This is a genomic window from Pseudomonas sp. AC211, assembly GCF_979258055.1.
Genome location: NZ_OZ409830.1, coordinates 5,154,431 through 5,180,083, shown reverse-complemented (window position 1 = coordinate 5,180,083; position 25,653 = coordinate 5,154,431). Strand labels below are relative to the sequence as shown.

Annotated in this window: 14 protein-coding genes and 12 pseudogenes; 7 read left to right on the top strand and 19 right to left on the bottom strand. The window is 62.2% G+C overall.

The genetic code is table 11. The features are described from left to right. Positions 1-32: 32 nt before the first annotated feature. The 7 genes and pseudogenes from ACZZZP_RS24100 to ACZZZP_RS24070 form a co-directional block, all read right to left on the bottom strand. Positions 33-932 carry a peptidoglycan DD-metalloendopeptidase family protein gene (locus tag ACZZZP_RS24100; protein ID WP_463384390.1) on the bottom strand — a complete coding sequence of 300 codons (900 nt, stop codon included), beginning with the start codon at positions 930-932 and terminating at the stop codon, positions 33-35. A 116-nt stretch (positions 933-1,048) separates the two neighbouring features. Next, positions 1,049-1,958: pseudogene (locus ACZZZP_RS24095) on the bottom strand (response regulator). Between the two features lie 222 nt (positions 1,959-2,180). Continuing rightward, positions 2,181-2,912 carry a phosphate signaling complex protein PhoU gene (phoU, locus tag ACZZZP_RS24090; protein ID WP_122450000.1) on the bottom strand — a complete coding sequence of 244 codons (732 nt, stop codon included), beginning with the start codon at positions 2,910-2,912 and terminating at the stop codon, positions 2,181-2,183. Positions 2,913-3,046: 134 nt separating this feature from the next. Beyond that, positions 3,047-3,880 (bottom strand): phosphate ABC transporter ATP-binding protein PstB, encoded by an 834-nt coding sequence (gene pstB / locus ACZZZP_RS24085; protein ID WP_122492357.1) that lies wholly within the window; start codon positions 3,878-3,880, stop codon positions 3,047-3,049. A 103-nt stretch (positions 3,881-3,983) separates the two neighbouring features. Then, complete coding sequence (pstA, locus tag ACZZZP_RS24080; protein ID WP_463536910.1) at positions 3,984-5,663, bottom strand: phosphate ABC transporter permease PstA; 1,680 nt, start codon at positions 5,661-5,663, stop codon at positions 3,984-3,986. Between the two features lie 3 nt (positions 5,664-5,666). Beyond that, positions 5,667-7,955, bottom strand: coding sequence for an ABC transporter permease subunit (locus ACZZZP_RS24075; RefSeq protein WP_463384387.1), 2,289 nt, complete (start codon positions 7,953-7,955; stop codon positions 5,667-5,669). Between the two features lie 173 nt (positions 7,956-8,128). Continuing rightward, positions 8,129-9,099 (bottom strand): annotated as a pseudogene (locus ACZZZP_RS24070) (phosphate ABC transporter substrate-binding protein PstS family protein). A gap of 398 nt (positions 9,100-9,497) precedes the next feature. On the opposite strand from ACZZZP_RS24070, the gene ACZZZP_RS24065 reads away from it, so the two are divergent. Then, positions 9,498-10,808: a PQQ-dependent sugar dehydrogenase gene (locus ACZZZP_RS24065; protein WP_463536909.1), complete on the top strand. Its 1,311-nt coding sequence runs from the start codon at positions 9,498-9,500 to the stop codon at positions 10,806-10,808. Here the strand turns inward: ACZZZP_RS24065 and ACZZZP_RS24060 are convergent. After that, entirely contained in the window at positions 10,792-12,081 is a 1,290-nt protein-coding gene (locus ACZZZP_RS24060) for an MFS transporter (RefSeq protein WP_463384384.1), read from the bottom strand. The genes ACZZZP_RS24065 and ACZZZP_RS24060 overlap by 17 nt on opposite strands. 303 nt (positions 12,082-12,384) lie before the next feature. Between ACZZZP_RS24060 and ACZZZP_RS24055 the strand changes: the two are divergent. From ACZZZP_RS24055 to ACZZZP_RS24035, 5 genes and pseudogenes are all read left to right on the top strand, one after another. Beyond that, a pseudogene (locus ACZZZP_RS24055) lies at positions 12,385-12,784 on the top strand (acyl-CoA thioesterase). 152 nt (positions 12,785-12,936) lie between these two features. Next, a pseudogene (locus tag ACZZZP_RS24050) lies at positions 12,937-13,840 on the top strand (D-hexose-6-phosphate mutarotase). An 87-nt stretch (positions 13,841-13,927) separates the two neighbouring features. Continuing rightward, positions 13,928-14,494, top strand: a complete 567-nt coding sequence (locus ACZZZP_RS24045) for a hypothetical protein (RefSeq protein ID WP_463536908.1) — start codon at positions 13,928-13,930, stop codon at positions 14,492-14,494. Positions 14,495-14,499: 5 nt separating this feature from the next. Beyond that, positions 14,500-14,736, top strand: a complete 237-nt coding sequence (locus tag ACZZZP_RS24040) for a diguanylate cyclase (RefSeq protein WP_463536907.1) — start codon at positions 14,500-14,502, stop codon at positions 14,734-14,736. Further along, on the top strand, positions 14,673-14,978 hold the full coding sequence (locus tag ACZZZP_RS24035) for a GGDEF domain-containing protein (RefSeq protein WP_463536906.1): 306 nt from the start codon (positions 14,673-14,675) through the stop codon (positions 14,976-14,978). Before ACZZZP_RS24040 ends, ACZZZP_RS24035 begins: the two co-directional genes overlap by 64 nt. Positions 14,979-14,983: 5 nt before the next feature. On the opposite strand, the pseudogene ACZZZP_RS24030 reads toward ACZZZP_RS24035, so the two are convergent. The 10 genes and pseudogenes from ACZZZP_RS24030 to ACZZZP_RS23985 form a co-directional block, all read right to left on the bottom strand. Continuing rightward, a pseudogene (locus ACZZZP_RS24030) lies at positions 14,984-15,887 on the bottom strand (ZIP family metal transporter). 120 nt (positions 15,888-16,007) lie between these two features. Next, positions 16,008-16,539: pseudogene (locus tag ACZZZP_RS24025) on the bottom strand (DUF3299 domain-containing protein). Between the two features lie 36 nt (positions 16,540-16,575). Then, positions 16,576-17,344: pseudogene (locus ACZZZP_RS24020) on the bottom strand (sulfite exporter TauE/SafE family protein). A 58-nt stretch (positions 17,345-17,402) separates the two neighbouring features. After that, complete coding sequence (locus ACZZZP_RS24015) at positions 17,403-17,654, bottom strand: GlsB/YeaQ/YmgE family stress response membrane protein (protein WP_463536989.1); 252 nt, start codon at positions 17,652-17,654, stop codon at positions 17,403-17,405. A 111-nt stretch (positions 17,655-17,765) separates the two neighbouring features. Next, positions 17,766-18,843, bottom strand: a pseudogene (locus tag ACZZZP_RS24010) (5-(carboxyamino)imidazole ribonucleotide synthase). 64 nt (positions 18,844-18,907) lie between these two features. Then, positions 18,908-19,399, bottom strand: coding sequence for a 5-(carboxyamino)imidazole ribonucleotide mutase (gene purE / locus ACZZZP_RS24005; protein WP_463536905.1), 492 nt, complete (start codon positions 19,397-19,399; stop codon positions 18,908-18,910). A 218-nt stretch (positions 19,400-19,617) separates the two neighbouring features. Continuing rightward, positions 19,618-20,116 (bottom strand): annotated as a pseudogene (locus tag ACZZZP_RS24000) (acyl-CoA thioesterase). A gap of 123 nt (positions 20,117-20,239) precedes the next feature. After that, on the bottom strand, positions 20,240-21,013 hold the full coding sequence (locus tag ACZZZP_RS23995) for a substrate-binding periplasmic protein (protein ID WP_463384377.1): 774 nt from the start codon (positions 21,011-21,013) through the stop codon (positions 20,240-20,242). 71 nt (positions 21,014-21,084) lie between these two features. Next, positions 21,085-22,452: a glutamine synthetase family protein gene (locus ACZZZP_RS23990; protein WP_463384376.1), complete on the bottom strand. Its 1,368-nt coding sequence runs from the start codon at positions 22,450-22,452 to the stop codon at positions 21,085-21,087. A 5-nt stretch (positions 22,453-22,457) separates the two neighbouring features. Continuing rightward, a pseudogene (locus tag ACZZZP_RS23985) lies at positions 22,458-23,857 on the bottom strand (aspartate aminotransferase family protein). A gap of 203 nt (positions 23,858-24,060) precedes the next feature. Here ACZZZP_RS23985 and ACZZZP_RS23980 point away from each other — a divergent pair. Then, a pseudogene (locus ACZZZP_RS23980) lies at positions 24,061-24,699 on the top strand (GntR family transcriptional regulator); the annotation flags it as partial. Between the two features lie 460 nt (positions 24,700-25,159). Here the strand turns inward: ACZZZP_RS23980 and ACZZZP_RS23975 are convergent. After that, a pseudogene (locus tag ACZZZP_RS23975) lies at positions 25,160-25,566 on the bottom strand (SMI1/KNR4 family protein). Between the last annotated feature and the right edge of the window lie 87 nt (positions 25,567-25,653).

Genomic DNA, 25,653 nt, shown 5'->3' with positions numbered 1-25,653 from the left:
CCGACGTTCTGCCCACAGGCTAGCAGGCCCGTTCACTCACCGCCCACGGCAAAGTTGGGCAAGGTGTCGACCGGCTGCACGAAGTCGAAGGGAATCGACTCCAGCGCCAGGCCCATGTTGCGCTGAATCACGAAGTGCAAGTGCGGGCCGCTGCTGTTGCCGGTATTGCCGGAGCGCGCCAGCGGCGTGCCGAGGGCAATGCGCTGGCCTTCGTTGACCACCACCGAGCCGCGCATCAGGTGCAGGTACACGCCCATGGTGCCGTCGTCGTGCAGCACCCGCACAAAGTTGCCCGACGGGTTATTGCCGCGCCCGCTCTGGCTGTTTTCCACTTTCACCACCGTACCGGCACGGGCCGAGACGATAGGCGTGCCTTCGGGCATGGCGATGTCGATGGCAAAGCGCCCTTTTGGCGTGAAGTGGCTGTATTTGCCGTTGGCGCCCTGACTCTGCCGGAACGGACCGCCGACCCACGGCAGCGGGTAGTCGTAGGCAATCGGCAGCAAGCGCGGGTCGCCCAGCGCCGTGCGCAGTTTGGGTTTGTAGCGCATGGCTTGGTTGGGGTCGCGCGGGGCCAGGGTGAGCAGGCGAATTTTGCTGCGCGGCGGCAATACCCAGTGAATCGGTTTATCCGGCATACCGGACACGTTCACCGCGTTGTTCACGCTCAGTTCGATTTCCACGGGCCCGTAGAGGTCGTTGCGTACCAAGAGGGTTTCGCCGGCGTCGTGTTTTTTGGTTTCCAGCTTCACCTGGGTGTCGAGGCGCTCGACCATGCGGTCGCGAAACACGAACACCTGCGCGCCGGGCGCGGCTTTGTCGGTGTAGGTCACCACGCCATTGGCGTCGGTGTATTTGTAGATGGTCAATGCCGCTGCCGGGTTGGCAGCCGCGAGCGTCAGACCACAGAGAAGGATAATGCGCCCTAGCATAACGGCATCGTTCTAATGGGTTCTTGGACGGAGAAGATTAGCAGCGCCGCGCGGGGCCCGCGAGACACCAGCCGTCGCGATGTGAACCGCCTCGCGCCATCGGTCGGCTGACGCGTTTAGGCGCCCGGACTGAAATGCTTCTGCGCCGAACCACGGGCGATCAACCGCGACAGGTAGTCGAGCTTTTGCGGGTCGCGGTCAACGAAGCGGAAGATCAGTTGCAGCCACTCGCTGTCGGGTTTGGGTTCGAAGGCGGCGACCGAGTGCAGGTAGCCGTTGAGGCGCGCCACTTCGCCACCGTCGCCCTGCTCCAGGTCAAGCACGGCGCTTTCCAGCACTTGCGGCAAAGTATCCAGGCGTTTAACCAACAGTGAGGCCTCTTTCAGGCTCAGCGCTTTGATCACGCAGGCCAGGCTGCCGCTGGGTAGCCGCAGTTGCCCTTGGCCGCGACCTGACGGCGCGGCAGTGGCCGGCGCCGGTTTGGCGGCGCCGCCCAGAAGTGCAGCGGCAGAGCCAGTGGACGCCGGCGCCGCAGGTTTGGGTTTGACCACTTCGGCCTTGCCGCCGGTGAGTGCAGACAGTGAGTCATTGCCGAATGGCGAGGCCGCCGTTTTCGGGGCGCCGCCCATCAGGGCTTCCAACTTGCCGGCTTTGTGCAGCGCTTTTTTGACTTTGGTGACCAACTGCTCGTTGGTGAAGGGCTTGCCGATAAAGTCGGACACGCCGGCCTGAATGGCCTGGACTACGTTCTCTTTATCGCCACGGCTGGTGACCATGATGAACGGGGTGGTTTTCATCTCGGGCTGTTCGCGGCACCAGCTGAGCAATTCCAGGCCGGAGAGTTCGGGCATTTCCCAGTCGCACAGGATCAGGTCGAACGCCTGTCGCCCAAGAATCTGCTGGGCTTTGCGACCGTTAACCGCGTCTTCAATCTGGATGCCAGGGAATGCATTGCGCAGCCCTTTCTTTTACCAGATCACGAATAAACGGCGCGTCATCCACCACCAGCACGCTGATTTTGCTCATCGACCACCCCTTCAGTAATGGCATAAGCATAGCCTCGCCACGCGGCGAATAGGCAAATCGGCTTACGGAACCCGACGGTAGTGCACAAAAACGACAACGCCCGGGCTGGGCCGGGCGTTTTAGCAGTGCTGCGCATACCTGTAGGAGAGGCTTTAGCCTCGAGCTTTTTGAAGTCGCAAAAAGCATCGCGGCTAAAGCCGCTCCTACAGGGACGTGTAAGGGTCAGCCTTTGTCGGCGATCCCTTTCACTTCTTCTTCCATTCTTGCCAAACCCAGGTGTTTTACATCCGTGCCGCGCACGAGGTAAATCACCAACTCGGCGATGTTACGGGCGTGGTCGCCGATGCGCTCCAGCGAGCGCAGTACCCAGATGATGCTCAGCACGCGCGTGATGGAGCGCGGGTCTTCCATCATGTAGGTGACCAATTCGCGCAGGGCGGTTTTGTATTCGCGGTCGATGGTTTTGTCGTACTTGGCCACCGACAGGGCCAGGTCGGCGTCGAAGCGGGCGAAGGCGTCGAGCGACTCCTGCACCATTTTGCGAACCTGGTCGCCGATGTGGCGCACTTCCACGTAACCGCGTGGCGACTCGCCGCTTTCGCATAGTTCGATGGCGCGCTTGGCGATCTTGGTCGCTTCGTCGCCGATGCGCTCGAGGTCGATCACCGATTTGGAGATGCTGATGATCAGACGCAGGTCGGACGCGGCAGGCTGACGACGGGCCAGAATGCGGATGCACTCTTCGTCGATGTTGCGCTCCATCTGGTTGATCTGGTCGTCGATCTCGCGCACTTGCTGAGCCAGACCGGAGTCGGCGTCGATCAGCGCGGTAACGGCGTCGTTCACTTGTTTTTCCACCAGGCCGCCCATGGCCAGCAGGTGGCTGCGCACGTCTTCCAGCTCAGCGTTGAACTGGGCGGAAATATGGTGGGTGAGGCTGTCTTTGTTGATCATGAGCATGTCCTGAACCGGGGTTTGACTCCCCTCTCCCGTCCTCGGGAGAGGGGCCGGGGGAGAGGGTTGGCAGACAACGCAAAAGCCCCTCTCCCTAACCCTCTCCCGCAGGCGGGAGAGGGGACTGACCGAAACTAGCCGTAGCGACCGGTGATGTAGTCTTCCGTTTGTTTCTTCGCCGGGTTGGTAAACAACGTATCCGTGTCGCCAAACTCGATCAGCTTGCCCATGTACATAAACGCCGTGTAGTCAGACACCCGCGCGGCCTGTTGCATGTTGTGGGTCACGATGACGATGGTGAATTTCGATTTCAGCTCGTAGATCAGCTCTTCCACTTTCAGGGTGGAGATCGGGTCCAGGGCCGAGCACGGTTCGTCGAGCAGCAGCACTTCAGGCTGCACGGCGATGGTGCGGGCGATGACCAGACGCTGTTGCTGACCGCCGGACATACCCAGCGCCGACTCGTGCAGACGGTCTTTTACTTCGTCCCACAGGGCCGCGCCACGCAGCGAGGCTTCGACGGCTTCGTCGAGCACGCGCTTCTGGTTGATGCCTTGAATGCGCAGGCCGTACGCCACGTTCTCGTAGATGCTTTTGGGGAACGGGTTGGGCTTCTGGAACACCATGCCGACGCGGCGACGCAGCTCGGCCACGTCTTCGCCTTTGCGGTAGATGTTGTTGCCGTCGAGGTTGATTTCACCTTCAACGCGGCAGCCGTCTACCAGATCGTTCATGCGGTTGAAGCAGCGCAGCAGGGTCGACTTGCCGCAGCCCGACGGGCCGATAAAGGCGGTCACGCGCTGCTTGGGGATGTTCATTTTGACGTCGTAGAGCGCCTGCTTTTCGCCGTAGAACAGGCTCAAGCCTGGCACTTCCAGGGTCACGGCTTCTTCAGCCAGGGTCAGGTTCTGCTTTTCACGGCCAAGGGCAGAGATGTTGATGCCGTGTGGCTGGGCTTCGTGCTGCATGGAGAAACCTCGATGCGTTGTGTGCGTTTGGCTGACCGGTGCACTGGTCAGCGAATAGTCGTTCAATTCTTTACTTCGTCATTTCCCGTTCGCGGGGATGACGTTAGTGATCCAGCGCCTTGTACTTCTCGCGCAGGTGGTTACGAATGGCCACCGCCGACAGGTTCAGGCCTGCAATCACCATCACCAGCAGCAACGCAGTGGCGTATACCAGCGGGCGGGCCGCTTCTACGTTCGGGCTCTGGAAGCCGACGTCGTAGATGTGGAAGCCCAGGTGCATGATTTTCTGGTCAAGGTGCAGGTACGGGTAGTTGCCGTCCACTGGCAGCGACGGCGCCAGTTTCACCACACCCACCAGCATCAGCGGAGCCACTTCGCCAGCGGCGCAGGCCACGGCGAGGATCATGCCGGTCATCATCGCCGGGCTGGCCATTGGCAGTACGACTTTCCACAGCGTTTCTGCCTTGGTCGCGCCGAGGGCCAACGAGCCTTCACGCACGGCACGCGGAATACGCGCCAGGCCTTCTTCGGTGGCCACGATCACCACCGGCACGGCGAGAATCGCCAGGGTCAGCGAGGCCCACATCAGGCCCGGCGTACCAAAGGTCGGCGCCGGCAGCGCTTCGGCGAAGAACAGGCGGTCGATGGAGCCGCCCAGCACGTAGACGAAGAAGCCCAGACCGAACACGCCGTAAACGATGGCCGGAACGCCGGCCAGGTTGTTCACCGCGATGCGGATGATGCGGGTCAGCGGGCCTTGCTTGGCGTATTCGCGCAGGTAAACCGCCGCCAGTACACCAAACGGCGTGACGATCATGGCCATGATCAGGGTCATCATCACGGTGCCGAAAATGGCCGGGAAGATGCCGCCTTCGGTGTTCGCTTCACGCGGGTCGTCGGAGAGGAATTCCCACAGGTTGGCGAAGTACATGCGCAGCTTGGTGAACACGCCCATGCCGTTTGGCTGGTAGGCGTGCACGATCTTGCCGAGGCTGATTTCAATTTCTTTGCCGTCGGCTTCACGCACCACGATGCTGTCGCGGTCGACCGCCTGGTGCAGCTCCAGCAGTTGGCCTTCCAGGCCTTTGTACTTGGCGTCCAGCTCTGCGCGCTCGGCTTCGATGTCGGCCTGGGCTTCAGGCGTCAGGGCTTTGTCGAGTTCGAGCTTGCGGGTTTTCAGACGCAGGCGTTCGAGGTCATGGTTGATCGCGCCGATGTCTTTCTTTTCCAGCTTGCTCAGTTGCTCGGCCAGGCCTTCGACCCGAACGATGCGCTCTTGCAGGGTCGGCCAGCCGGCTTCGCCTTCGGCGATCACCTTGCCGCTTTCCTTGACGCTAACCAGCGTGCCGTAGAAGTTGCCCCACTCGCGGCGCACTAGCGTCATGAGTTCAACCGGCTTCTTCTGGTCGACCAGCCAATCGCCGACCAGCCAGGTGAAGTCACTGCCGTAGATGTCACGGTTACCGACTTTCAGCAGCTCGCGGGTCATGAACTCCGGGCCGTTTTCCGGCACCGGCAAGCCAGCACCTTTCAAACGCGCCAGCGGCACTTCTTCGGCCTGCACCACTTCGCCGACCACGGTGTGGCTGGCTTGGCCGGGAATGGAGTAAGTGGCTTGCAGCAGGTCGGCGGGCCAGAAGTGCCCCAGACCGCGGAAGGCAATAACCAGCAGCAGGCCGATGGTCATGATGACGGCGATAGACACCGCGCCGCCGCTCATCCAGATGCCTGGCGAACCGCTTTTGAACCAAGCGTTGAGAGAATTCTTCTTCACGGCATTCATCCTTTAGAGCGCTGCGTATTTCTTGCGCAGACGCTGACGAATCAGTTCGGCCAAGGTGTTCATGATGAAGGTGAACAGCAGCAGTACCAGTGCCGAGAGGAACAGCACGCGGTAGTGGCTGCCGCCGACTTCCGATTCCGGCATTTCCACCGCCACGTTGGCGGCCAGGGTGCGCAGGCCTTCGAACAGGTTCATTTCCATGACCGGCGTGTTGCCGGTGGCCATCAGCACGATCATGGTTTCGCCGACCGCGCGGCCCATGCCGATCATCAGCGCCGAGAAAATGCCCGGGCTGGCGGTGAGAATCACCACGCGGGTCATGGTCTGCCAAGTGGTTGCACCCAGTGCCAGCGAGCCCAGGGTCAGGCTGCGCGGCACGCTGAACACGGCGTCTTCGGCAATCGAGAAGATGTTCGGGATCACGGCAAAACCCATGGCCAGACCGACGATCAGGGCGTTGCGCTGGTCGTAGGTGATGCCCAGGTCATGGGAGATCCACAGGCGCATGTCGCCGCCGAAGAACCAGTTTTCCATGTACGGGCTCATGCCCAGGGCCAGGGTGCCAACGATCAGGATCACCGGGATCAGGGTCAGCGATTCCCAGCCTTCAGGAACGCGCAGGCGGATGGACTCCGGCAAGCGGCTCCAGCCCCAGCCGGCGAGCAAGATGCCCAACGGCGTCAGCACCAGCAGGCTGAAAATGCCTGGCAAGTGGCCTTCTACATACGGCGCCAGGAACAGGCCGGCGAAGAAGCCGAGAATAACGGTGGGCAGCGCTTCCATCAGTTCGATCACCGGCTTCACTTTGCGGCGCATGCGCGGCGCCATGAAGTAGGCGGTGTAGATGGCGGCGGCGACGGCCAGCGGCGCGGCCAGCAGCATGGCGTAGAACGCGGCTTTCAGCGTACCGAAGGTCAGCGGTGCCAGGCTCAGCTTGGGCTCGAACTCGGTGTTGGCGGCGGTCGACTGCCAGATGTACTTGGGTTCGTCGTAGCTTTCGTACCAGACCTTGCCCCACAGCGCGCTGAAGGATACTTCCGGGTGCGGGTTTTTCAGGGTCAGCGGATGCAACTCGGTACCGGCTTCAACCAGCAAGCGGTTAGCCCGTGGCGACATGGCGAGGGCGCCTTTGCCCTCGACAATTTTTTCCACCAGCAGCGTGCGTTCGGCGGTGCTGTGGTAAACGCCCAGCTCACCGGCGGCATCCAGGGCGACGAAGCCTTTGCGACGCTCTTCCGGGTTGATCTGCAGAATCGCCGAATCGCCTTGTTGGAAGTCGCGAATGTGTTTGAAGCGCGAGGAACCGTCCGGGTCGCGGGCCATGAACCACTGGCTGATGCCACCTTTGGAGTTACCCACCATCAGCGAAATGCCACCCAGCAACTGGGCGCTGGCGGTGACTTCGGTATCGGCGTCTTCCAGCAGTTTGTAGCGGCCGTTGAGGCTGCGTTCACGCAGGTTGAACACGTCGGCCTGGGCACGACCGTTCAACACGTACAGCCACTGCTGGCGCGGGTCGATGTACAGCGCTTTGATCGGCTCGGCGATCTGCGGCAGCACGATGCGGTCCTGCGTCAGCGTGGTTTCGCCGGTCATCATGTTTTCTTCGCTGGTCAGCGACAGCATCAGCAACTCGCTGCCACTGGAGGCGCCCAGCAGCATGGTTTCGTCGTTGGCGTTGATGCTCACGTGTTCCAGCGGGCGGCCCTGCGGGTCGATAGCCAGCGGCGCTTCGCCGTAGGGGTAGTCGAGCTGCGGGGTGATGGTTTTGTGGTTGTCCGGGTAGGTGACGACGTAGGTGTGTTTGAACACCAGCGCCTGGCCGTTGGACAGACCCAGCACCACCAGATTGTTACCGGCTTGCGCCTGGCCGATGGACGCCACGGTGGCGCCGGCTGGCAGGGTCAGGGGGAAGCGTTTGATTTCGTCGCCGGTTTTGGTGGTGAAGAAAATCACCTCGCCTTTATCGGAAACGCGCATGGCCACCTGGTTCTGCTCTTCAATGGCGAGCAGCAGGGGTTTGCCAGCGTCTTGTTGCAGCCATGCAGGCGTCTGCACCTTCTTCTCGGTCAGCTCGGCGCCCTGGAACAGGGGGAACACGACATAGCCCAGATAAAAGAAGATCAGAGTGATCGCGCCGAGCACGGAAAGGCCGCCGATCATTACGTACCAGCGGGCCAAATGGTCTTTAAGCGCACGCATACGGCGCTTGCGTTGCAGCTCGGGCGTATTGAAATCAATGCGTCCGGAGGAGGAATTCGCAGTCATGGGGGAATTTGCCAGATCGTTCATGCGCACACCCTAGCGGCTCTGTATGACAGAAACATGACAAAGCAGTGACGCAAAAAACCCACTGAGCAATAACACCAAGTGCAATTGACAGCGGGCTTGCGAAATACGCCGCTCGGATCACCAAACGGCGCTTATGTGTTCAACGGAGCGGCGGTTAACCGCTCCTGCTGGTCTTAGAGACCCAGGTCTTTCAACGCCTTCTCGGCAACTTTCGCAGGCAGCGGGATATAGCCGTCTTTCACGACCACTTGCTGACCGGATTGCGACAACACCATCTTCACGAATTCAGCTTCCAGCGGAGCCAGAGGCTTGTTCGGCGCCTTGTTCACGTACACGAACAGGAAGCGCGACAGCGGGTAGGAACCGTTCAGGGCGTTTTGCTCGTTGTCTTCTACGAACTCGCCGCCTTCTTTCTTAGCCAACGGTACGGTACGAACGCTGGCAGTTTTGTAGCCAATGCCCGAGTAACCGATGCCGTTCAGCGAGGAGCTGATGGACTGAACCACCGAAGCCGAACCCGGCTGCTCGTTCACGTTGGCTTTGTAGTCGCCTTTGCACAGGGCTTCTTCTTTGAAGTAGCCGTAGGTGCCGATACCGAGTTACGACCGAACAGTTGTACTGGCTTGTTGGCCAGGTCGCCGGTGATGCCCAGGTCGCCCCAGGTTTTGATGTCTTTCGGGCCACCGCACAGGCGGGTTGCCGAGAAGATTGCATCAACCTGAGCCATGGTCAGGCCTTTGATCGGGTTGTCTTTGTGTACGAATACAGCCAGGGCGTCGACGGCTACCGGAACGGCAGTCGGCTTGTAGCCGTATTTGGATTCGAAGGCTTGCAGCTCAACGTCTTTCATTTTGCGCGACATTGGGCCCAGGTTAGCGGTGCCTTCGGTCAGAGCGGGTGGCGCGGTGGAAGAACCGGCGGCCTGAATCTGGATATTGACGTTCGGGTACAGGCGTTTGTATTCCTCAGCCCACAGGGTCATGAGGTTGGCGAGGGTGTCGGAACCAACGCTGGACAGGTTGCCGGATACGCCGGTGGTCTTGTTGTAGGCCGGGATCGACGGGTCAACAGCGGCAACCGCGCTTGCGGTGGCGACGCCAGCGGCGACAAAAGTCAGGGCCGCCATCAAACGCTTAAGTTTCATGCCTTGCTCCTAGCAGGATAGGGTTGTGATGGAACGGGCCCAAGTATCTTTAGGCCGTGTGAAGACTCTATGACTTGAATGTGACAATTAGATGAAAGGCCATCATGGAGCTGCTGCGCTCGGCCATGCGGCGTTGAAGTGCGGGTCGCGATGCTCATTGGCTGCAGCCAACTGCGCTCGCTCGTCCGCCCTTCGCCTTGCCTGGCCTTCGCTCGCGACGCTCCACCACCTATAAATAGATGCGCAGCCCCGTCACCCTCGCGAACGCGGGGGTCCAGAATCGCGAAGCTGCCGTATAACTAAAAGCTGCCAATAAAGCCGCAGCGCAGGTTTTCAAAACAGTGTGAACGTTGTGCTGTCACTTATTGAGCCACTAGCAACGACCCGGAGACCGCCCCATGCATTTCGCTCGTTTACTGCCGCTATCCCTACTGACCGTCGCGTGCGTGAGCTGCGCGGAAACGCCAACCGCCGATGCGCTAAAGGGCTACGGGCCGAAGCCGACGCTGCCGGAACCCGAGTCGGGCCTGCTGCCGACGGTGAACATTGCCAACGCGGTCGGCTGGCCAGTGGGTGGAACGCCGGAAGCGGCGCCGGGCACCAAGGTGAATCTGTTTGCCGAAGGGCTGGACCATCCGCGCTGGCTGCACGTGTTGCCCAACGGCGACGTGCTGGTGGCCGAGAGCAACGCGCCGAAGCCGGAAGATGAAGGCGACTTCAAAATCAAGGAATGGGTGGCCAAGAAGATCATGGCCAAAGCCGGCGCCGGCGTGCCGAGCGCCGACCGCATCACCTTGCTGCGCGACGCCGACCACGACGGCATCGCCGAAGTGCGCACCACCTTTTTGAAAAACCTGCACTCACCCTTCGGCATGGCCCTGGTCGGCAACGACGTGTATATCGCCAACGCCGACGCCGTGGTGCGCGTGCCGTACGTGGCAGGCCAGACCGAAATCAGCGCCGAGCCGACCAAAATCACCGCGCTGCCGGCCGGCCTGAACCATCACTGGACGAAAAACCTGATCGCCAGCCAGGACGGTAAAAAGCTGTACGTCACGGTCGGCTCCAACAGCAACGTCGGCGAAAACGGCCTGGATATAGAAGAAGGCCGCGCCGCCATCTGGGAGCTGGACCCCAGCAGCGGCGACAAACGCCTGTTCGCCACCGGTCTGCGCAACCCCAACGGCCTGGCCTGGGAACCCACCACCGGTGCGCTGTGGGTGGCGGTGAATGAGCGCGACGAAATCGGCAATGACCTGGTGCCGGACTACATCACCTCGGTGAAGGAAGACGGTTTTTATGGCTGGCCCTACAGCTACTACGGCCAGCACGTCGACGAACGCGTAGAGCCGCAGCAGCCGGACCTGGTCGCCAAAGCCTTGGTGCCCGATTACGCGCTGGGCTCGCACACCGCGTCGCTTGGCATCACCTTTGGCGACAAAAGCGCGCTACCGGACTACAAGGAAGGGCTGCTGGTGGCGCAACACGGCTCATGGAACCGCGAGCCGCGCGCGGGCTACAAGGTGATCTTCGTGCCGTTCAGCGGCGGCAAACCCAACGGCATGCCGCAAGACGTGCTCACCGGCTTCCTCAACCCTGAAGGCGAAGCGCAAGGCCGTCCGGTGGATGTCGCCATCGACAGCCAGGGCGCCCTGCTGGTGACTGACGACGTCGGCAACAAAGTGTGGCGGGTCAGCGCTTCGAAGTAAGCAGGTACACGCCTACGCAAAAGCCCAGGCCGCACAGCGCGGCCACGTAATAGGCCGGCCCGAGGGGGTCGGTCTTGAGCAGCAGGGTGACGAGCATCGGTGTCAGCCCGCCGAAGATGGCGTAGGCCAGGTTGTAGGAAAACGACAACCCGGAAAAACGCACCACCGGCGGGAAGGCATTGACCATCACAAACGGCACCGCGCCGATGGTGCCCACGAACAGGCCCGTTAGCGCGTAGAGCGGGAACAGCCATTCGGGATGAGCGCTGACCTGCGTGTAGAACGTCCACGAACTGGCCAACAGCAGCAAGCTGCCGACGATAAACACACGGCCCGCGCCGAATCGATCAGCCAAAGCACCAGCCGCTACGCAACCCATACTCAAAAACACGATGGCCAGGCTATTGGCCTGCAGCGCCGTGGCCGCGTTGAAGTGGTAGAGGGTTTGCAACAGCGTGGGCGTCATCAGAATGACCACGATGATGCCGGCCGACAGCACCCAGGTGAGCAGCATCGACAACAGAATCGCGCCCCGGTGATCGCGCACCACGGCCTTGAGCGGCACTTCTTCGGCCAAGGCTTTGCGTTGCTGCAGCTCGGCGAACACCGGCGTTTCGTGCAGCCAGCGGCGCAGGTACACCGAGAACAACCCAAACACGCCGCCGAGCAGGAAGGGCCCACGCCAGCCGTAGGCCAGCAGTTCTTCGGGCGTGAAAATGCTGTTGAACAAGGTGGCCACCAGCGAGCCCAGCAGAATGCCGGCGGTCAGCCCCGAGGTCAGCGTGCCGCAGGCATAGCCGATGTGCCGTGGCGGCACGTGCTCGGCGACAAACACCCAGGCGCCGGGCACTTCACCGCCAATGGCGGCCCCCTGAATCACCCGCAGCACCAGCAAGGCGATGGGCGCCCAGATACCGATCTGCGCGTAGGTGGGCAGCAAGCCCATCAGCAACGTGGGCACGGCCATCATAAAAATGCTCAGGGTGAACATTTTCTTGCGCCCGAGCAGATCGCCGAAGTGCGCCATGACGATGCCGCCCAGCGGGCGAGCCAGATAGCCGGCGGCGAAGATGCCGAAGGTTTGCATCTGCCGCAGCCATTCGGGCATTTCGGCCGGGAAGAACAGCTTGCCGACCACGGCCGCGAAGAACACGAAAATGATGAAGTCGTAAAACTCCAGCGCACCGCCCAGAGCGGAGAGCGACAGGGTTTTGTAATCGCTGCGAGTCAGCGGTCGGGTCGGGACAGGGGCGGGCGAGGCGGCGGTGGACATAAAAGAGGGCTTCTCAATCGGCTGAAAGCGCAGCCACAGCGGGCGCAAAGCCCCGCGCGGCAGGGCGGCACGATAGCAAATTGCGACAGTTCGACACAGCAATGTAACCATCTCGGTCAATTCTGGAACCCGGCAGTCGTGCTAGGACAAAACCCCCGATATACTGCGGCCTGTCCGCGTCTGGCCCCAGCTAGAGCGGCCGGGTCTTCTGCGAACCCAACTTGCGGCCTGTTAGCCGAGTGAGCAGTCAAGCCCGAGACTGACCACAACCAATAAGAGTGACGGGTAAGAGGCACCCTAGGCATGATCGAACTCGAACAAGAAGACCCAACGCCGCAAGGCGATCTGGCGCTGCAAATTACCGCCCTCCCCCGCGAAACCAATGGCTTCGGCGACATTTACGGCGGCTGGCTGGTCTCGCAGATGGATCTCGCCGGCACGGCCATGGCGAGCAAAGTCGCTGGCGGGCGCGTCTCCACCGTCGCCATCGACCGCATGGCCTTTCTGGTCCCGGTTGCCGTAGGCGCCCAGCTTTTCCTTCTACAGCCAAACCCTGGAAATCGGCCGCAGCTCGATTCAGATGCTGGTCGAAGTGTGGAGCGATGACCCGCTCTCCAGCGAATGGCGCAAGGTGACCGAGGCGGTGTTTGTGTTTGTGGCTATTGATGGCAGCGGCCGGACACGGCCCGTGCCACGGCGGTAAGCCGCTGTGATTCCCCTCTCCCTCCGGGAGAAGGGGCGAGGGGTGAGGGTTGGCCGTTGCGCCAGTCAAGACCGAGTCGCCTGCTGCCCTCACCCTAACCCTCTCCCGTAAACGGGAGAGGGGACTGAATTTCGTACGTCAGGAGCCCCCGAATGTCCCTCGCCACCATCGCCCCCCACGTTGAACGCATCGAACTGGACGAACTGGTGTGCTGGCGCATTCGCACCGCCCACGCCAATTTGCTGATCGCCCAACAGGGCGCGCAGGTGCTGACTTACCAGCCCCACGATCAACAACCGGTCGTTTGGCTGAGCGAGCAAGCCGCCTATAAAAAAGGCCAATCGGTGCGTGGCGGCGTGCCGGTGTGCTGGCCGTGGTTTGGCGACCTGGCGCGAAACCCCGAGCCGATTCAGCAGCAACATGCCGGCGCGTCGGCACCCGCTCACGGCCCGGTTCGTGGCCTGGACTGGCAGTTGCAAGGCATCGACAACGATGACCAGCGCGTGACCCTGCGTTTCACCTTGCCGGCCAACAGCCTGCCCGCGCTGCCCGCCGGCATTGAACTCAGCCTGGAAGTTCAGTTGGACGAACGCCTGACCCTCAGCCTGACCACCCGTAACGGCAGCAATCAGCCGTTGGCGATGAGCCAGGCGTTGCATACCTATTTTGCTGTGGGTGACATCCACCAGACGCGCCTCGAAGGCTTCGACCAGACCCGCTACATCGAAACACTGGCGAACTGGGAGCAGCGCACCCAGCACGGCGACATCACGTTTACTGGCGAAACCGACCGCATCTATCTCGATGTACCGGCGCAGGTGAGCATCTTTGATCCGCTGTGGAACCGACGCATTCACCCTGGCCAGCAGCGGCTCGCAATCGGCGGTGGTGTGGAACCCGTGGACCGATAAAGCCCAGCGCTTGAGCCAGTTCGCCGACGACGCCTGGCCCGGCATGTTGTGCATCGAAACCGCCAACGTGCTGGACGACCACCTCACCCTCGCGCCCGGCGCCGCGCACACTATGGCCGTCACGCTCTGGGCTGAATCCGCCTAAACACGGGGGCTCTGCTCAAGCGCCCCTTGCCAATCGCCCGGCACTGTATTGCAATGCGCCATCACTCTTCGCCAGTGCCCGGCTCCCATGCTCAGAAAATTCAGCGCTTCGGCGGGTAAGAACGGCCTGGAAGACACCGGTAAGCGCACGCTGATGCGCCTGATTCTGGTGAGCACGGGCGTCACGCTGAGTTGCTTCGCCGTGCTGCAGTTCCTCGCTTCGCATCCCGCCATCGCCGTGTTCGAGCTGGTCACCAGCGCGCTGCTGGTATGGGGTGGCTGGAAGATTGTGGCGGTGCGCAACCTGGTGCCGTGGATTTACCTGTACCTGATCCCGACCTTCTTCTTTCTTCTGTACATCATCGTCATGCCCGAGGCGTCGAGCGCCGCCTATGTGTGGATTTACATCATTCCGCTGCTCTCGTATCTGCTCCTCGGCCGGGTACGCGGCTTCCTGCTGACCATGCCGTTCACGCTCACCGCCATTGCCCTGTATTTCGACAAATACCCGCTGCCGGCCGATTCCGCCGCGCTCATCGATGTGCTCAACGCCGTGCTGTGCGGGGTGATGATCATCATCTTTGTGCACCTGTACGAATTCCGTCGCGCCGCTGCTATGACCAGCTCGAACGCCAGGCGCAGACCGATGCGCTGACCGGGGTGGCCAGCCGCGGCAGTTTTCAGCAGGCGTTGGAGCGCAGCATTCTGGAAGCGGAACGCAGCACCCTGCCGGTGGTGTTGGTGATCATGGATGTCGACCATTTCAAACGGGTCAACGACACCTGGGGCCACGACGCGGGCGATCAGGCGCTGAGGCATGATGTTGCGAGGGTTTGCGGCTACGGCTGCGCGCCACCGACAGCCTGGGGCGGCTGGGCGGCGAAGAGTTCGGGCTGATTCTGCCCAACACCGAATTGGCGGCCGCCACGCCGCTGGTGGAAAACCTGCGTGAGCACATCGCCAGCCATCCACTGCGCTATGGCGACGAGGTTATCGCCCTGTCGGCCACCTTCGGCCTGGCCCAGTGGCCGACCGATGGCCTCAGCGCGGCCGAACTCTACCGCTGCGCTGACCAGCGCTTGTACAGCGGCAAAGCGCTGGGGCGTAACCGCCTGGTGGATACCGACACCAGCGCCTGAGTGCGTTAGCCCAGCGCTGTATCGAGGAACATCATCACCGCGAAGCCCGCCATCCAGGCCCAGCGTGGCCGGGGTCTGGTGGCCGTTGCGGTGGGTTTCCGGAATCACTTCGTGGGACACCACAAAAATCATCGCGCCGGCCGCCAGGCCTCATGCTGATCGGGTACGCCAAGGCGAAGCCGCTGGAAACGCCAATGCCGATCAACGCGCCCAACGGCTCCATGGCACCGCTCAAAACGGCCAGCAGCGCGGCTTTCATCGACGACATACCGGTGGCCCGCAGCGCCAGCTGGCCACGGCGAGGCCTTCGGGAATGTCTTGGATGGCGATGGCGGTGGTCAGCGGCAGGCCAACACTCATGTCGCCGCCGGAAAAGCTCACGCCAATCGCCATGCCTTCCGGGATGTTGTGCAGCGTCACGGCCAACACAAACAGCCACACACGGTTAATGCGCTCGGCTTCCGGGCCGCAGGGGCCGGTGCTGTCGTGTTCGTGCGGGGTAAAACGGTCGAGGCCGAGCATCAGCAACACGCCCAGGCCGAGGCCGACAACCACCGTTAAGGCGGCCATGGGGCCGTTGCCGGTGATTTCTTTGGCGGCGGCCAGGCCCGGCAGAATCAGCGAGAAGGAGCTGGCGGCGAGCATCATGCCGGCGGCGAAGCCGAGCATGGTGTCTTGGGTGCGGGCTTTGATCGAGCCCAAGGTCAGCGCGAAAATCGCGCCCAGTGCTGTGGCGCCGAAACCGGCCATGCCGCCGTAAAAGGCGATGTGCAAATGCCCGGAGCCGTCGCCCTGAAAGGCGTTGTAGATGCTCATCACCAGCAACACCAGCACCGCGACGGCAGCGGCGCCGAAACCCAAGGTGGTGAACGGGTGGTTGTGCGCCTGGTTAACCCAGGCGTTTCGCATGGCAAGAATGGAAGTCGGCATAGCAGTGAACCGGCGCTGAAAAATGTAAACGCAGATTAAAAGCTATCGCCGCTTGATGGCCATAAGAAAAAATCTATCGTGGAGCACCGGCAACGATGATTACAAATCCGCCTCGGTCACCGCTCGCACGTTGCTGGCATCCAGTGCGTAGGCGGCGTCGGCCAGGTCGTTGCTGACCTTTTCCACTTTCAAGGTGCCGGTCACCCAGAGTGGGTTATAGATGTCGTCGAGCTTCAGGCCTTTGGGATAACGCACCAGCACCATTTGGTTCGGCGGCGGTGGCGGCACGTGGATGCAGGCGCCGGGGTATGGCACGAGGAAAAACAAGGTGCTGCGGCCTTTGGCGTCGGTTTCCAGCGGCACCGGGTAGCCGCCGATACGGATGGTCTTGTTGTTCATCGCCGCCACGGTGTGGGTGGAATACATCACCGCCGGCAAACCTTTCTCCTGCTTTAAACCGCCTTTGCTGCTGAACGTTCCGTCGCCTTCGGGGGTGTTGTGGCTGATTTCCGGCATGGCTTCCAACGCCTTTTGATCGGCTTTGGGCATCAGCGACAGCCAGTCGGTTTCCGGGCAGTTGGGCGTGAGCGAAACCACTGAGTAGCAACAGGCTGAACAATAAGCGGCGCATGGAAAAACTCAGGGAAGACGGAAGCCGGCGAGTCTATCAGCCGCTAATTGCCAGGTGCAGACCCAGCAGCGCCAAGCCGATAAAGAACAGGCGCTTGAACAGCAGCGCGCTGATGCGCTGCCGCAGCCGACTGGCCCAGCGCCATGCCCAACAGCGCCGGCAGCAGCGCCACCAGCGAGGCGCCCAACTCCAGCGCTGCCCAGCTCGCCACGCCAAAACAGCGCCGCGCCGAGCGCCAACGTGGACACCGTCAAACGACAGCCCCAACGCCTGCACCAGCGCATCGCGCTGCAAGCCCAAGGCTTGCAGATACGGCACGGCAGGAATCACCGAACACGCCGGTGGCGGCAGTGACCACGCCGGTCAGCAGACCGCAAACCGGACCAACCAGGGCTCCCCATGCGGCGGGAACGCGCAGGGTCGGCAGCAGCAAACCGCTCAAGGCATACACCAGCAACGCAGCGCCCAACGCATGGGTCATCCCACTGACCCGAGCCCAGCCCTAGCCACCAGGAACCCAACGCCGTGCCGATGACGATAGTCAGCAGCAATGGCCACAAGCGCAGCCACAGCGGACGCAACGCGCCGCCGATTGCCAGCTGCCAGATATTGGTGACGGTGGAAGGAATGAAAAGCAGAGCCGCAGCTTGCGGGGCAGCATCGCCAGCCCCAACAAGCCCATGGCCACGGTGGGCAGGCCAAGGCCGATTACACCTTTGACGGTGCCGGCCAATACGAACGTGGCCAGCACCAGCACGGTCAGGGCAACGCCAAGGTGCTGATAAAACGCGAAGAAGTCAGTCATCGCGCCATGCTGCGCGAATCACGCGCGGCGAATCAACCGCCCGTTGCGGCAATGCGGCTTAGCGCTTCTTAACCATGCCGTAGATGACCAGCAGAACGATCGCGCCGACTACCGCGCCGACAAAGCCGGCCGCTTCGCCCGCCTGATACAGGCCCAGCGCCTGGCCGCCGTAGGTGGCTGCCAGCAGACCGGCGATACCCAGCAGGATGGTCATGATCCAGCCCATGCTGTCGTCGCCCGGCTTGAGGAAGCGCGCGATCAGGCCCGCGAAGAAACCAATAATGATGGTGCCGATAATGCCCGTGGAAATCCCCTCTCAATGGCAAGGGTGCCAACGCTGGCACCTGAAATCAGAGAGTAGGCGAACGGGGAGGTTCCATGTTTAGGTCCAGGCAACCGCGACCCAGGCGAAAGGCCGGCGCTATTTGATCAGCGCTTGAACCTTGGCCACTTGCGCATCCAGCGTGGCGCGGTCGGCGCTGCGCACCGTGGCGTGGCCCACCTTGCGCCCGGCTTTGAACGCTTTGCCGTAGTGGTGCACGTGGCAATCGTCGATGGCGATCACCTGCTCAACCGCCGGCACTTCGCCGATGAAGTTGAGCATGGCGCTCTCGCCCAGCTTGGCGGTCGAGCCCAACGGCAGGCCGGCGACGGCGCGCAGGTGGTTCTCGAACTGGCTGCACTCGGCGCCTTCAATGGTCCAGTGCCCGGAGTTGTGCACACGCGGCGCGGTTTCGTTGGCCTTGAGGCCGCCGTCTACTTCAAAAAATTCGAAGGCCAACACGCCCACGTAATCGAGCTTTGTCAGCACGCGGCTCACGTAGTCCTCCGCCAACGCTTGCAGCGGGTGAGCGGTGCTGGCGATGGACAGGCACAAAATGCCGTTCACATGGGTGTTGTGCACCAGCGGGTAGAAACGGGTTTCGCCATCGCGGGCGCGCAGCGGCTACCAGCGACACTTCACCGGTGAACGACACGAAGCCTTCGAGCAAGCACGGTACGCTGCCCAACTCGGCGAAGGTGCCGACTACATCTTCAGGCTTGCGCAGCACCTGGCCTTTACCGTCGTAGCCCAGGGTGCGGGTTTTCAGCACCGCTGGCAGGCCGATGGTGGTGACGGCGGCGTCGAGGTCGGCTTGCGACTGAATGTCGGCGAACGCAGGCGTGGGAATGCCCAGTTCTTTGAACATGCTCTTTTCGAACCAGCGGTCGCGGGCGATGCGCAGGGCTTCGGCGCTGGGATAAACCGGCACGAATTGCGACAGAAAGGCCACGGTTTCGGCCGGCACGCTTTCGAATTCGAAGGTCACCAGGTCCACTTCGTCGGCCAGTTGGCGCAGGTGATCCTGGTCGTTGTAATCGGCGCGCAAGTGCTCGCCCGAGGCAGCTGCGCAGGCATCTGGCGCCGGGTCGAGAAAGGCGAAGTTCATGCCCAGCGGCGTACCCGCCAGCGCCAACATGCGACCCAGTTGGCCGCCACCGATTACACCGATTTTCATCTTTACCGCCCCATTCGAAACTCAGACACAGCGGCGCTCGGCGCCGCATAAAACCGGCGTGGCATCAGGCGATGCGCGGGTCCGGGTTATCCAGCACGCTGTCCGTTTGCTCGGTACGGAATTGCTTCAGCGCGGCGTGGAACTGCGGGTGTTGATGGCCAAGAATGCTCGCCGCCAGCAAAGCCGCGTTCACCGCGCCGGCCTTGCCGATGGCCAGGGTGGCGACCGGAATGCCGGCTGGCATTTGCACAATCGACAACAGCGAATCGACGCCCGAGAGCATCGACGACTGCACCGGCACACCCAGCACCGGCAGGTGCGTTTTGGCCGCGCACATACCTGGCAAATGGGCCGCGCCGCCAGCGCCGGCGATGATCACCTGAATGCCACGGCCTTCGGCTTCTTCGGCGTACTGGAAAAGCAAATCCGGGGTGCGGTGAGCGGACACAACCTTCACTTCGTGAGGAATGCCCAGCTTCTCCAGCATATCGGCGGTGTGGCTAAGGGTGGACCAATCGGACTTGGAGCCCATGATCACGCCAACCAGTACGCTCATCGTCGTGCCTCTTCTCATTGGCGCCTGAAGGCGCGGCAAAAACTAACAAGCCACGCTGGAAAACCAGGCGTGGCTTGTATGCGAGACCGGAGCGAAGCCGGCCAAAGGCCGCGCAGTATAACGTAAAGATTCGGGAAAACAGTACCCGCCAAAAGCGACCGTTTGGCGGGGCATTCGCGCCACGTTCGAGCCATTTGAACACGGCGCGGGCGCTGGCTTCAGGCCTTGGCGGGGTCGCCGTCTTCACGGATCTCTTGGTAGCGACGCTCCAGTTCCTGGCGCAAATCGCGGCGCTGTTGCGCTTGGCGGAAGCGGCGCTTTTCATCGGCGCTTTCCGGCTCCAGCGGCGGCACCACGGTTGGGCTGCCGTTATCGCCCACAGCCACCATGGTGAAAAAGCAGCTGTTGGTGTGGCGCACCGACTTTTTCACGGATGTTTTCGGTCACCACTTTCACGCCGATTTCCATCGACGTGCGCCCGGTGTAATTCACCGAGGCGAGAAAAGTCACCAGCTCACCGACATGCACCGGCTCGCGGAAAATCACCTGATCCACCGACAAGGTCACCACGTAAGTACCGGCATAGCGGCTGGCGCAGGCGAAGGCCACTTCGTCGAGGTATTTGAGCAGCGTGCCGCCGTGCACGTTGCCAGAGAAGTTGGCCATGTCGGGCGTCATCAAGACGGTCATTGTCAGCTGGGAGTTTCCGGGTTCCATGGTCGTCTCGTTTGCCCTGAGAAAGTGAGCGCGCAAGCCTGACGGCAAAGGCGCACTGGCGCTGTTTAGCATTGGCTATGGGAACGATGCAACGCCCTTGCGCGTCACGTCCGGGCGAACCGCTTAGCGGCTGCCGGCCAGACTGCGCGCGCGGCAGGCGGGCAGCTCTTCGACCAGGTCGCTGGCGCTGCAAGCCAGCCCATAGCGTTCGCGCAACGCCGCCAGTTCGCCGGCGTGTTGTTCAAGGAAGCGGTTAAAGCGTTCCAGCAACTGCGGATGCTCGAGCGTGCTCAGGTGAAAACTGGTGCGCGCCAGCGGCAACTGCGGGTCGGCCACCAGGCGCTCACCCGGCTCGCCCATTTCCTGCAATTGCAGACGCACCACTTCGGCGTTGGCGTACACCGCATCGATGCGCCCGCGCAGTGCCATGCGAATCAGCCCACCAATGTCATTGGCTTCAAGCAACTCCACCTCGCCGCTGGCCATCTGCTCAGCCCAGGCTTGCGGGGTGAACCCGCGCACCGTGCCGAGCCGCTTCACCGCCCCTCGGCCCATGCCCAGGCGTTCGTGCAGCACCAGCGTGGCGTCCACCAGATTGATGGCGGCATGGCTGTAATACATGCGCCGGTCGCCCTTCAACTCGCGCGACCACTGCGGGTTGTCGGGAAAGATCACGTCGAGGTTTTCGCTATTGAGCAAATCGTGGTGCAGGCGATTGAGCGGACGCGGCAGCAGTTGCAGCGTCATCTTCTGGTCATCGGCAAAGCGCTGCAACAGCTCCACCGCATAGCCTTCCACCGGCTGCCCGGGCTGGGCGCGGAAGTACGGCATGTAGTCGTGGCTTTCGATGCCCACACGCAGGGTTTCGGCCTGAGCCGAGCCCACCGTCAACACCATTGCCAGCCACCAACACCACCGCATACGCCCGCTCCGAAACGACTGATTAAAACGTAGCAGCTAACACGCCGTCAGGCATGCACCAGGTACCAGCGCCAATCCTGCTCGCCGACCTCGCCCATGAACTCGCGGTACTCGGTGTACTTGATGGCCAGATACACCTTCAGGTACGCCTCGCCGAACGCCTCTTTGGCCCAGTCGGATTGCTCCAGCGCTTTCAACGCCGTCAGCCAGTCGGTGGGCAAAAACTCCGTGGCTTGGGCGTAACCGTTGCCGGTAATCGGCGCGCCAGGGTCGATTTGCTGGCGAATGCCGTGCTGCATGCCCGCCAGAATCGCCGCTGCCGCCAGATACGGGTTGGCGTCGGCGCCGCAAATGCGGTGCTCAATATGCCGACTCACCGCCGGCCCGCCTGGAACCCGCAGCGACACTGTGCGGTTGTTAATGCCCCACGTCAGCGCCAGCGGCGCATAGCTGTTGGCCTGGAAGCGGCGGAACGAGTTGGCGTTGGGGCAGAACAGCGCGAGCGAGTCGAGCAGCGTGTGCATCATGCCGCCGATGGAATGGCGCAACAGCGGCGTGCCAGCCGGGTCTTCGCTGGCGAACAGGTTATTGCCCCCGGCATCGGCCAGGCTGACGTGCATGTGCATGCCGGTGCCGGCCAAATCGCCAAACGGCTTGGCCATAAAGCACGCCTGCAAACCGTGTTTGTTGGCCACGCCTTTGACCAGCCGCTTATAGCGCACGCCCTCATCAATGGCCTGCAACGCGTCGAAGCGGTGCTCCAGGGTGATTTCCACCTGCCCGGGCGCGTACTCCGAAATGGCCGTGCGCGCCGGCAAGCCCTGGGCTTCGCAGGCGTCGTAGAGATCGTTCAAAAACGGCTGCAACTGCTCCAGCTCGTACACGCCGTACACCTGGGTAGCGTGCGGGCGGGCGCCGTTGGCCTGGCGCGCCGGCAACGGTCGGCCGTTCTCGCCACGCTCGCGGTCGAGCAAATAAAACTCCAGCTCCACCGCCATCACCGGATAAAAGCCGTCCGCTTTCAGTCGTTCGATCACGTTCACTAACACGTGACGCGGATCGGCCACCGCCGCCGGCATGCCCTGTTGCGGATGCATGCTCACTTGCACCTGGCCGGTCGCCGGCGAGCGCCACGGTTGCAAGGTCAGGCTGCCGGGCAGCGGGTAGGTCCAGCAATCGGCATCGCCCACTTCCCAGACCAGACCGGTGTCTTCGACGTCGTCGCCATTAATGGTCAGGCCGAGAATGGTGCTCGGCAGCGGTCGGCCGTTGGCGTACATCGCCAGCAGCTCGTCGCGGTGCAACAGCTTGCCGCGCGGCACGCCGTTGCTGTCGATAAGGAACACTTCGATGCTGCGCACCTGCGGATTGGCGGCGAGGAAATCGTGGGCTTCCTGAATGTTGGCAAAGTCCATGGGGGTTACCTGCTCTCTTCGCGGGCGCCGGGCAACGCCAGCAAGTCGGTAAGGGCCTGGTCGAGGGTGGCGAGCAGGCGGTCGACGTCAGCGGCCGTGGTGTCCGGGCAGCACAAAGTCATGTTGTGGAACGGCGTGATCAGGATGCCGCGGTTGATCAGGTACAGGTGCAGAGCCATCTGCAGCGCATCGTGGAACGCCGCTTCGGCTTCGGCCCCGGTGGCCGGCAGCCGCGTGCAGAACTGGAACTCGCAGCGCGCGCTTAGTGCGTGACCGACCAGGCCAACTGGTGCTTGCCGATCAACGCCGCGAAGCCCTGGGCCAAGCGTTCGGCCAGCGGCAACATGTGGGCGTAGGCGCTTTCAGTCATTACCTCTTCAAGGTTGACGCGCATGCAGTGCATGGCCAGCGCATTGGCCGATAACGTGGTGCCCATGCCGCTGTGGCCGTGGCTTTGCCCGTGACTGCTGGCGCGGCTGCGCGCTTCGATCATGGCCTGGGCCATGGCGGCGGTGCAGCCATACACCGAACACGGCACGCCGCCGGCAATCGGTTTGCCGAGGGTGATGAAGTCTGGCTCCAGGTTCCACACGCGGGTGCAGCCGCCAGGGCCGGTGGAGATGGTGTGGGTTTCGTCGATGATCAGCAGCGTGCCGTAACGGCGGGTGAGTTCGCGCAGCTTGGCCAGGTAACCGGGCGCGGGCAGCACCATGCCGATGTTGGTCATCGCCGGCTCGCAGAGTACGGCGGCGACGTCTTCGCTTTGCAGCGCTGCTTCCAATGCGGCGAGGTCGTTGAACGGCACGCTGCGGCTGTGCTCGGTGAGGTCGTAAGCCTGGCCGAGCAAACCAGGGCGGTGCACGGTGCGGCCGTCTTGCCAGCGCACCATCACGTCATCGACGGTGCCGTGGTAGCAACCGTCGAACACCAGCAGGGTTTTGCGCTGGGTGATCGCGCGGGCCCAGCGCACCACAAAGCGGTTGGCGTCGGTGGCGGTGGTCGCCACCTGCCAATAGGGCAAGCCGAAACGCTCGGCGAGCAATTCGCCCACCACCACGGCGTCTTCGCCTGGCAACATGGTGGTCAGGCCATTGGCGCCCTGCTCGGCCAGCGCGCGGGCAATCGGCGCGGGGGAATGGCCGAACATACTGCCGGTATCGCCGAGGCAGAAATCCACGTACTCATGGCCGTCGACATCGTAAAACCGTGCGCCTTGCGCGCGGCTGACAAACAGCGGCGACGGTGTCGACCAATCGCTCATCCAGTGCATCGGCACACCGCCAAACAACGAACCGCGTGCCCGTTCGGCGAGGGCAACTGACTTGGGATTCTCGGCGAGAAAACGCGCCCGCTCGTGGGCGGCAAATTGTTCGATTACGCGGTCACTGATGCCACTGGCAGTCATGGGAAACGTCTCGTTAGAAAGTTGCCACATGCTGATTTGTGATCACAGTTGTGTCAAGCGAACTCCATATTGCGCATTTTGGACGAAATTCTTAAAGTCTGTGATCACAAACATCAGCCAGTGAGCGACCGTCATGACCCACGAATGCAGCCTGACCCTGAACCAACTGCCGGCGCCGCCGGTTCTGGCCGAGTAACGCACCCATGGCCGAGAACCTCCAGGACCTGCTTTACCAGCAACTGCGTGCCGGCCTTCTGGCCGGGCAATTCAAACCCGGCGAACGCCTGAAAATCCGCGACCTCGCCGCCGCACTCGGCACCAGCCCCATGCCCGTGCGCGCCGCGCTACAGCGATTGGTGGCCGAAGGCGCCCTGGAGGGCGAACCGCAGCGCTCGCTGCGGGTTCCGGCCATGACCCGCGAACGGTTTCTGCATATTTTCCAGGTGCGTTTGGCCCTCGAAGGCCTGGCCGTGGAACTCGCCGCCAGCCAGCTCACCGCCAATGACATGACCGTGCTGCAAGGCTGCGTCGAGCGCATGGAAGAAGCGCTGGAACGGCGCGATGTGCAGGGTTATCTCAACGACAACAGCCAGTTCCACCTGACGCTGTACACCGCCTGCCGCAATCCGATTCTGCTGCGCCAGATCGAGAGCCTGTGGCTGCAAGTGGGGCCGTTCTTTAACCGGCTGTTTACCGAGGCGGATCTGTCGCTGCGCCTGAACGACTTTCACGACGACACGCTGAAAGCGCTACAGGCTGGCGACGGCAAGGCCGCGCGGGCGGCGATGGAGCAGGACCTGACGTATTTCGGGAATTTTTTGCTGAATTTGTTGGAGCTGGAGGGGGTTCAGGCGGGGACATCCGTCATTCCCGCGAAGGCGGAATCCAGAATCTTTAGTCAGGCGCTATCTTGGGCGCGCCACGAAAATAGCCTCCAGGTCCGAAATACTGGATCCCCGCCTTCGCGAGGATGACGGCTGTACGTGTTGGAATCGCCGTCAACCTCGCGAAACCAGCGATCCGCCGCCTGCGCGGGAATGACGGATGTGTGGTTAAAACTCCGTCATCCTCGCGCACGCGGGGATGCAGAATCTTGAGTCAGAAGGCATTTTCGGACGCGCTTCGAAAATAGCCGCCAGGTCCGAAATTCTGGATCCCGAATCGTCGGACCGCCGCTTTCGCGAGGATGACGGGTGTCTGTGTCGGAAGCTCTGTCATCCTAGTGAACACCGCCCGCCCCAACCCACCTGCGGCGTAGGTTGGGTTGAGCGCAGCGAAGCCCAGCGCATCCCAAACAACCACTCAACTTTCCAGCCACACCTCACGCGCCCACTTCCACACCGAGTCCCAGCTTTCGTCGGTGAGGTCTTCTTCATCGCCATCCACAGCAGCACGGTGCCGTCGAGTTCGACGCAGTAGTAGTTGCCGTTGTCTTCGCACAGCGGAATCAGTTCGCGCGGCACGCCGAGTGACCAGGCAACCGAGGCCACTTCCGGCAGGTAGGTGTGCGATTGCGGGTCGGTGACGGTTACCGGCTCCAGGCGTCCGTAAACCACGTCGCTGACTTTGAGCAGAAACTCGCGGAATTCGAATGGAATATTGATCAGCAGCTGCTCTTCAATTTCCACCAGCAGCTCTTCATCCGGCAGTTCAAGGGGCACCGGTACCTTCTCGTTGAGCTCACGCAGCTCGTCGATCACTTCTTCCATGGCGGGCTCTCCTCGGGCAATGGGATGGGCTTTATACAGTAGCTGGCGGGTAGAAAAAAACTATCTGGCCGTAATCGAAAAAACCCG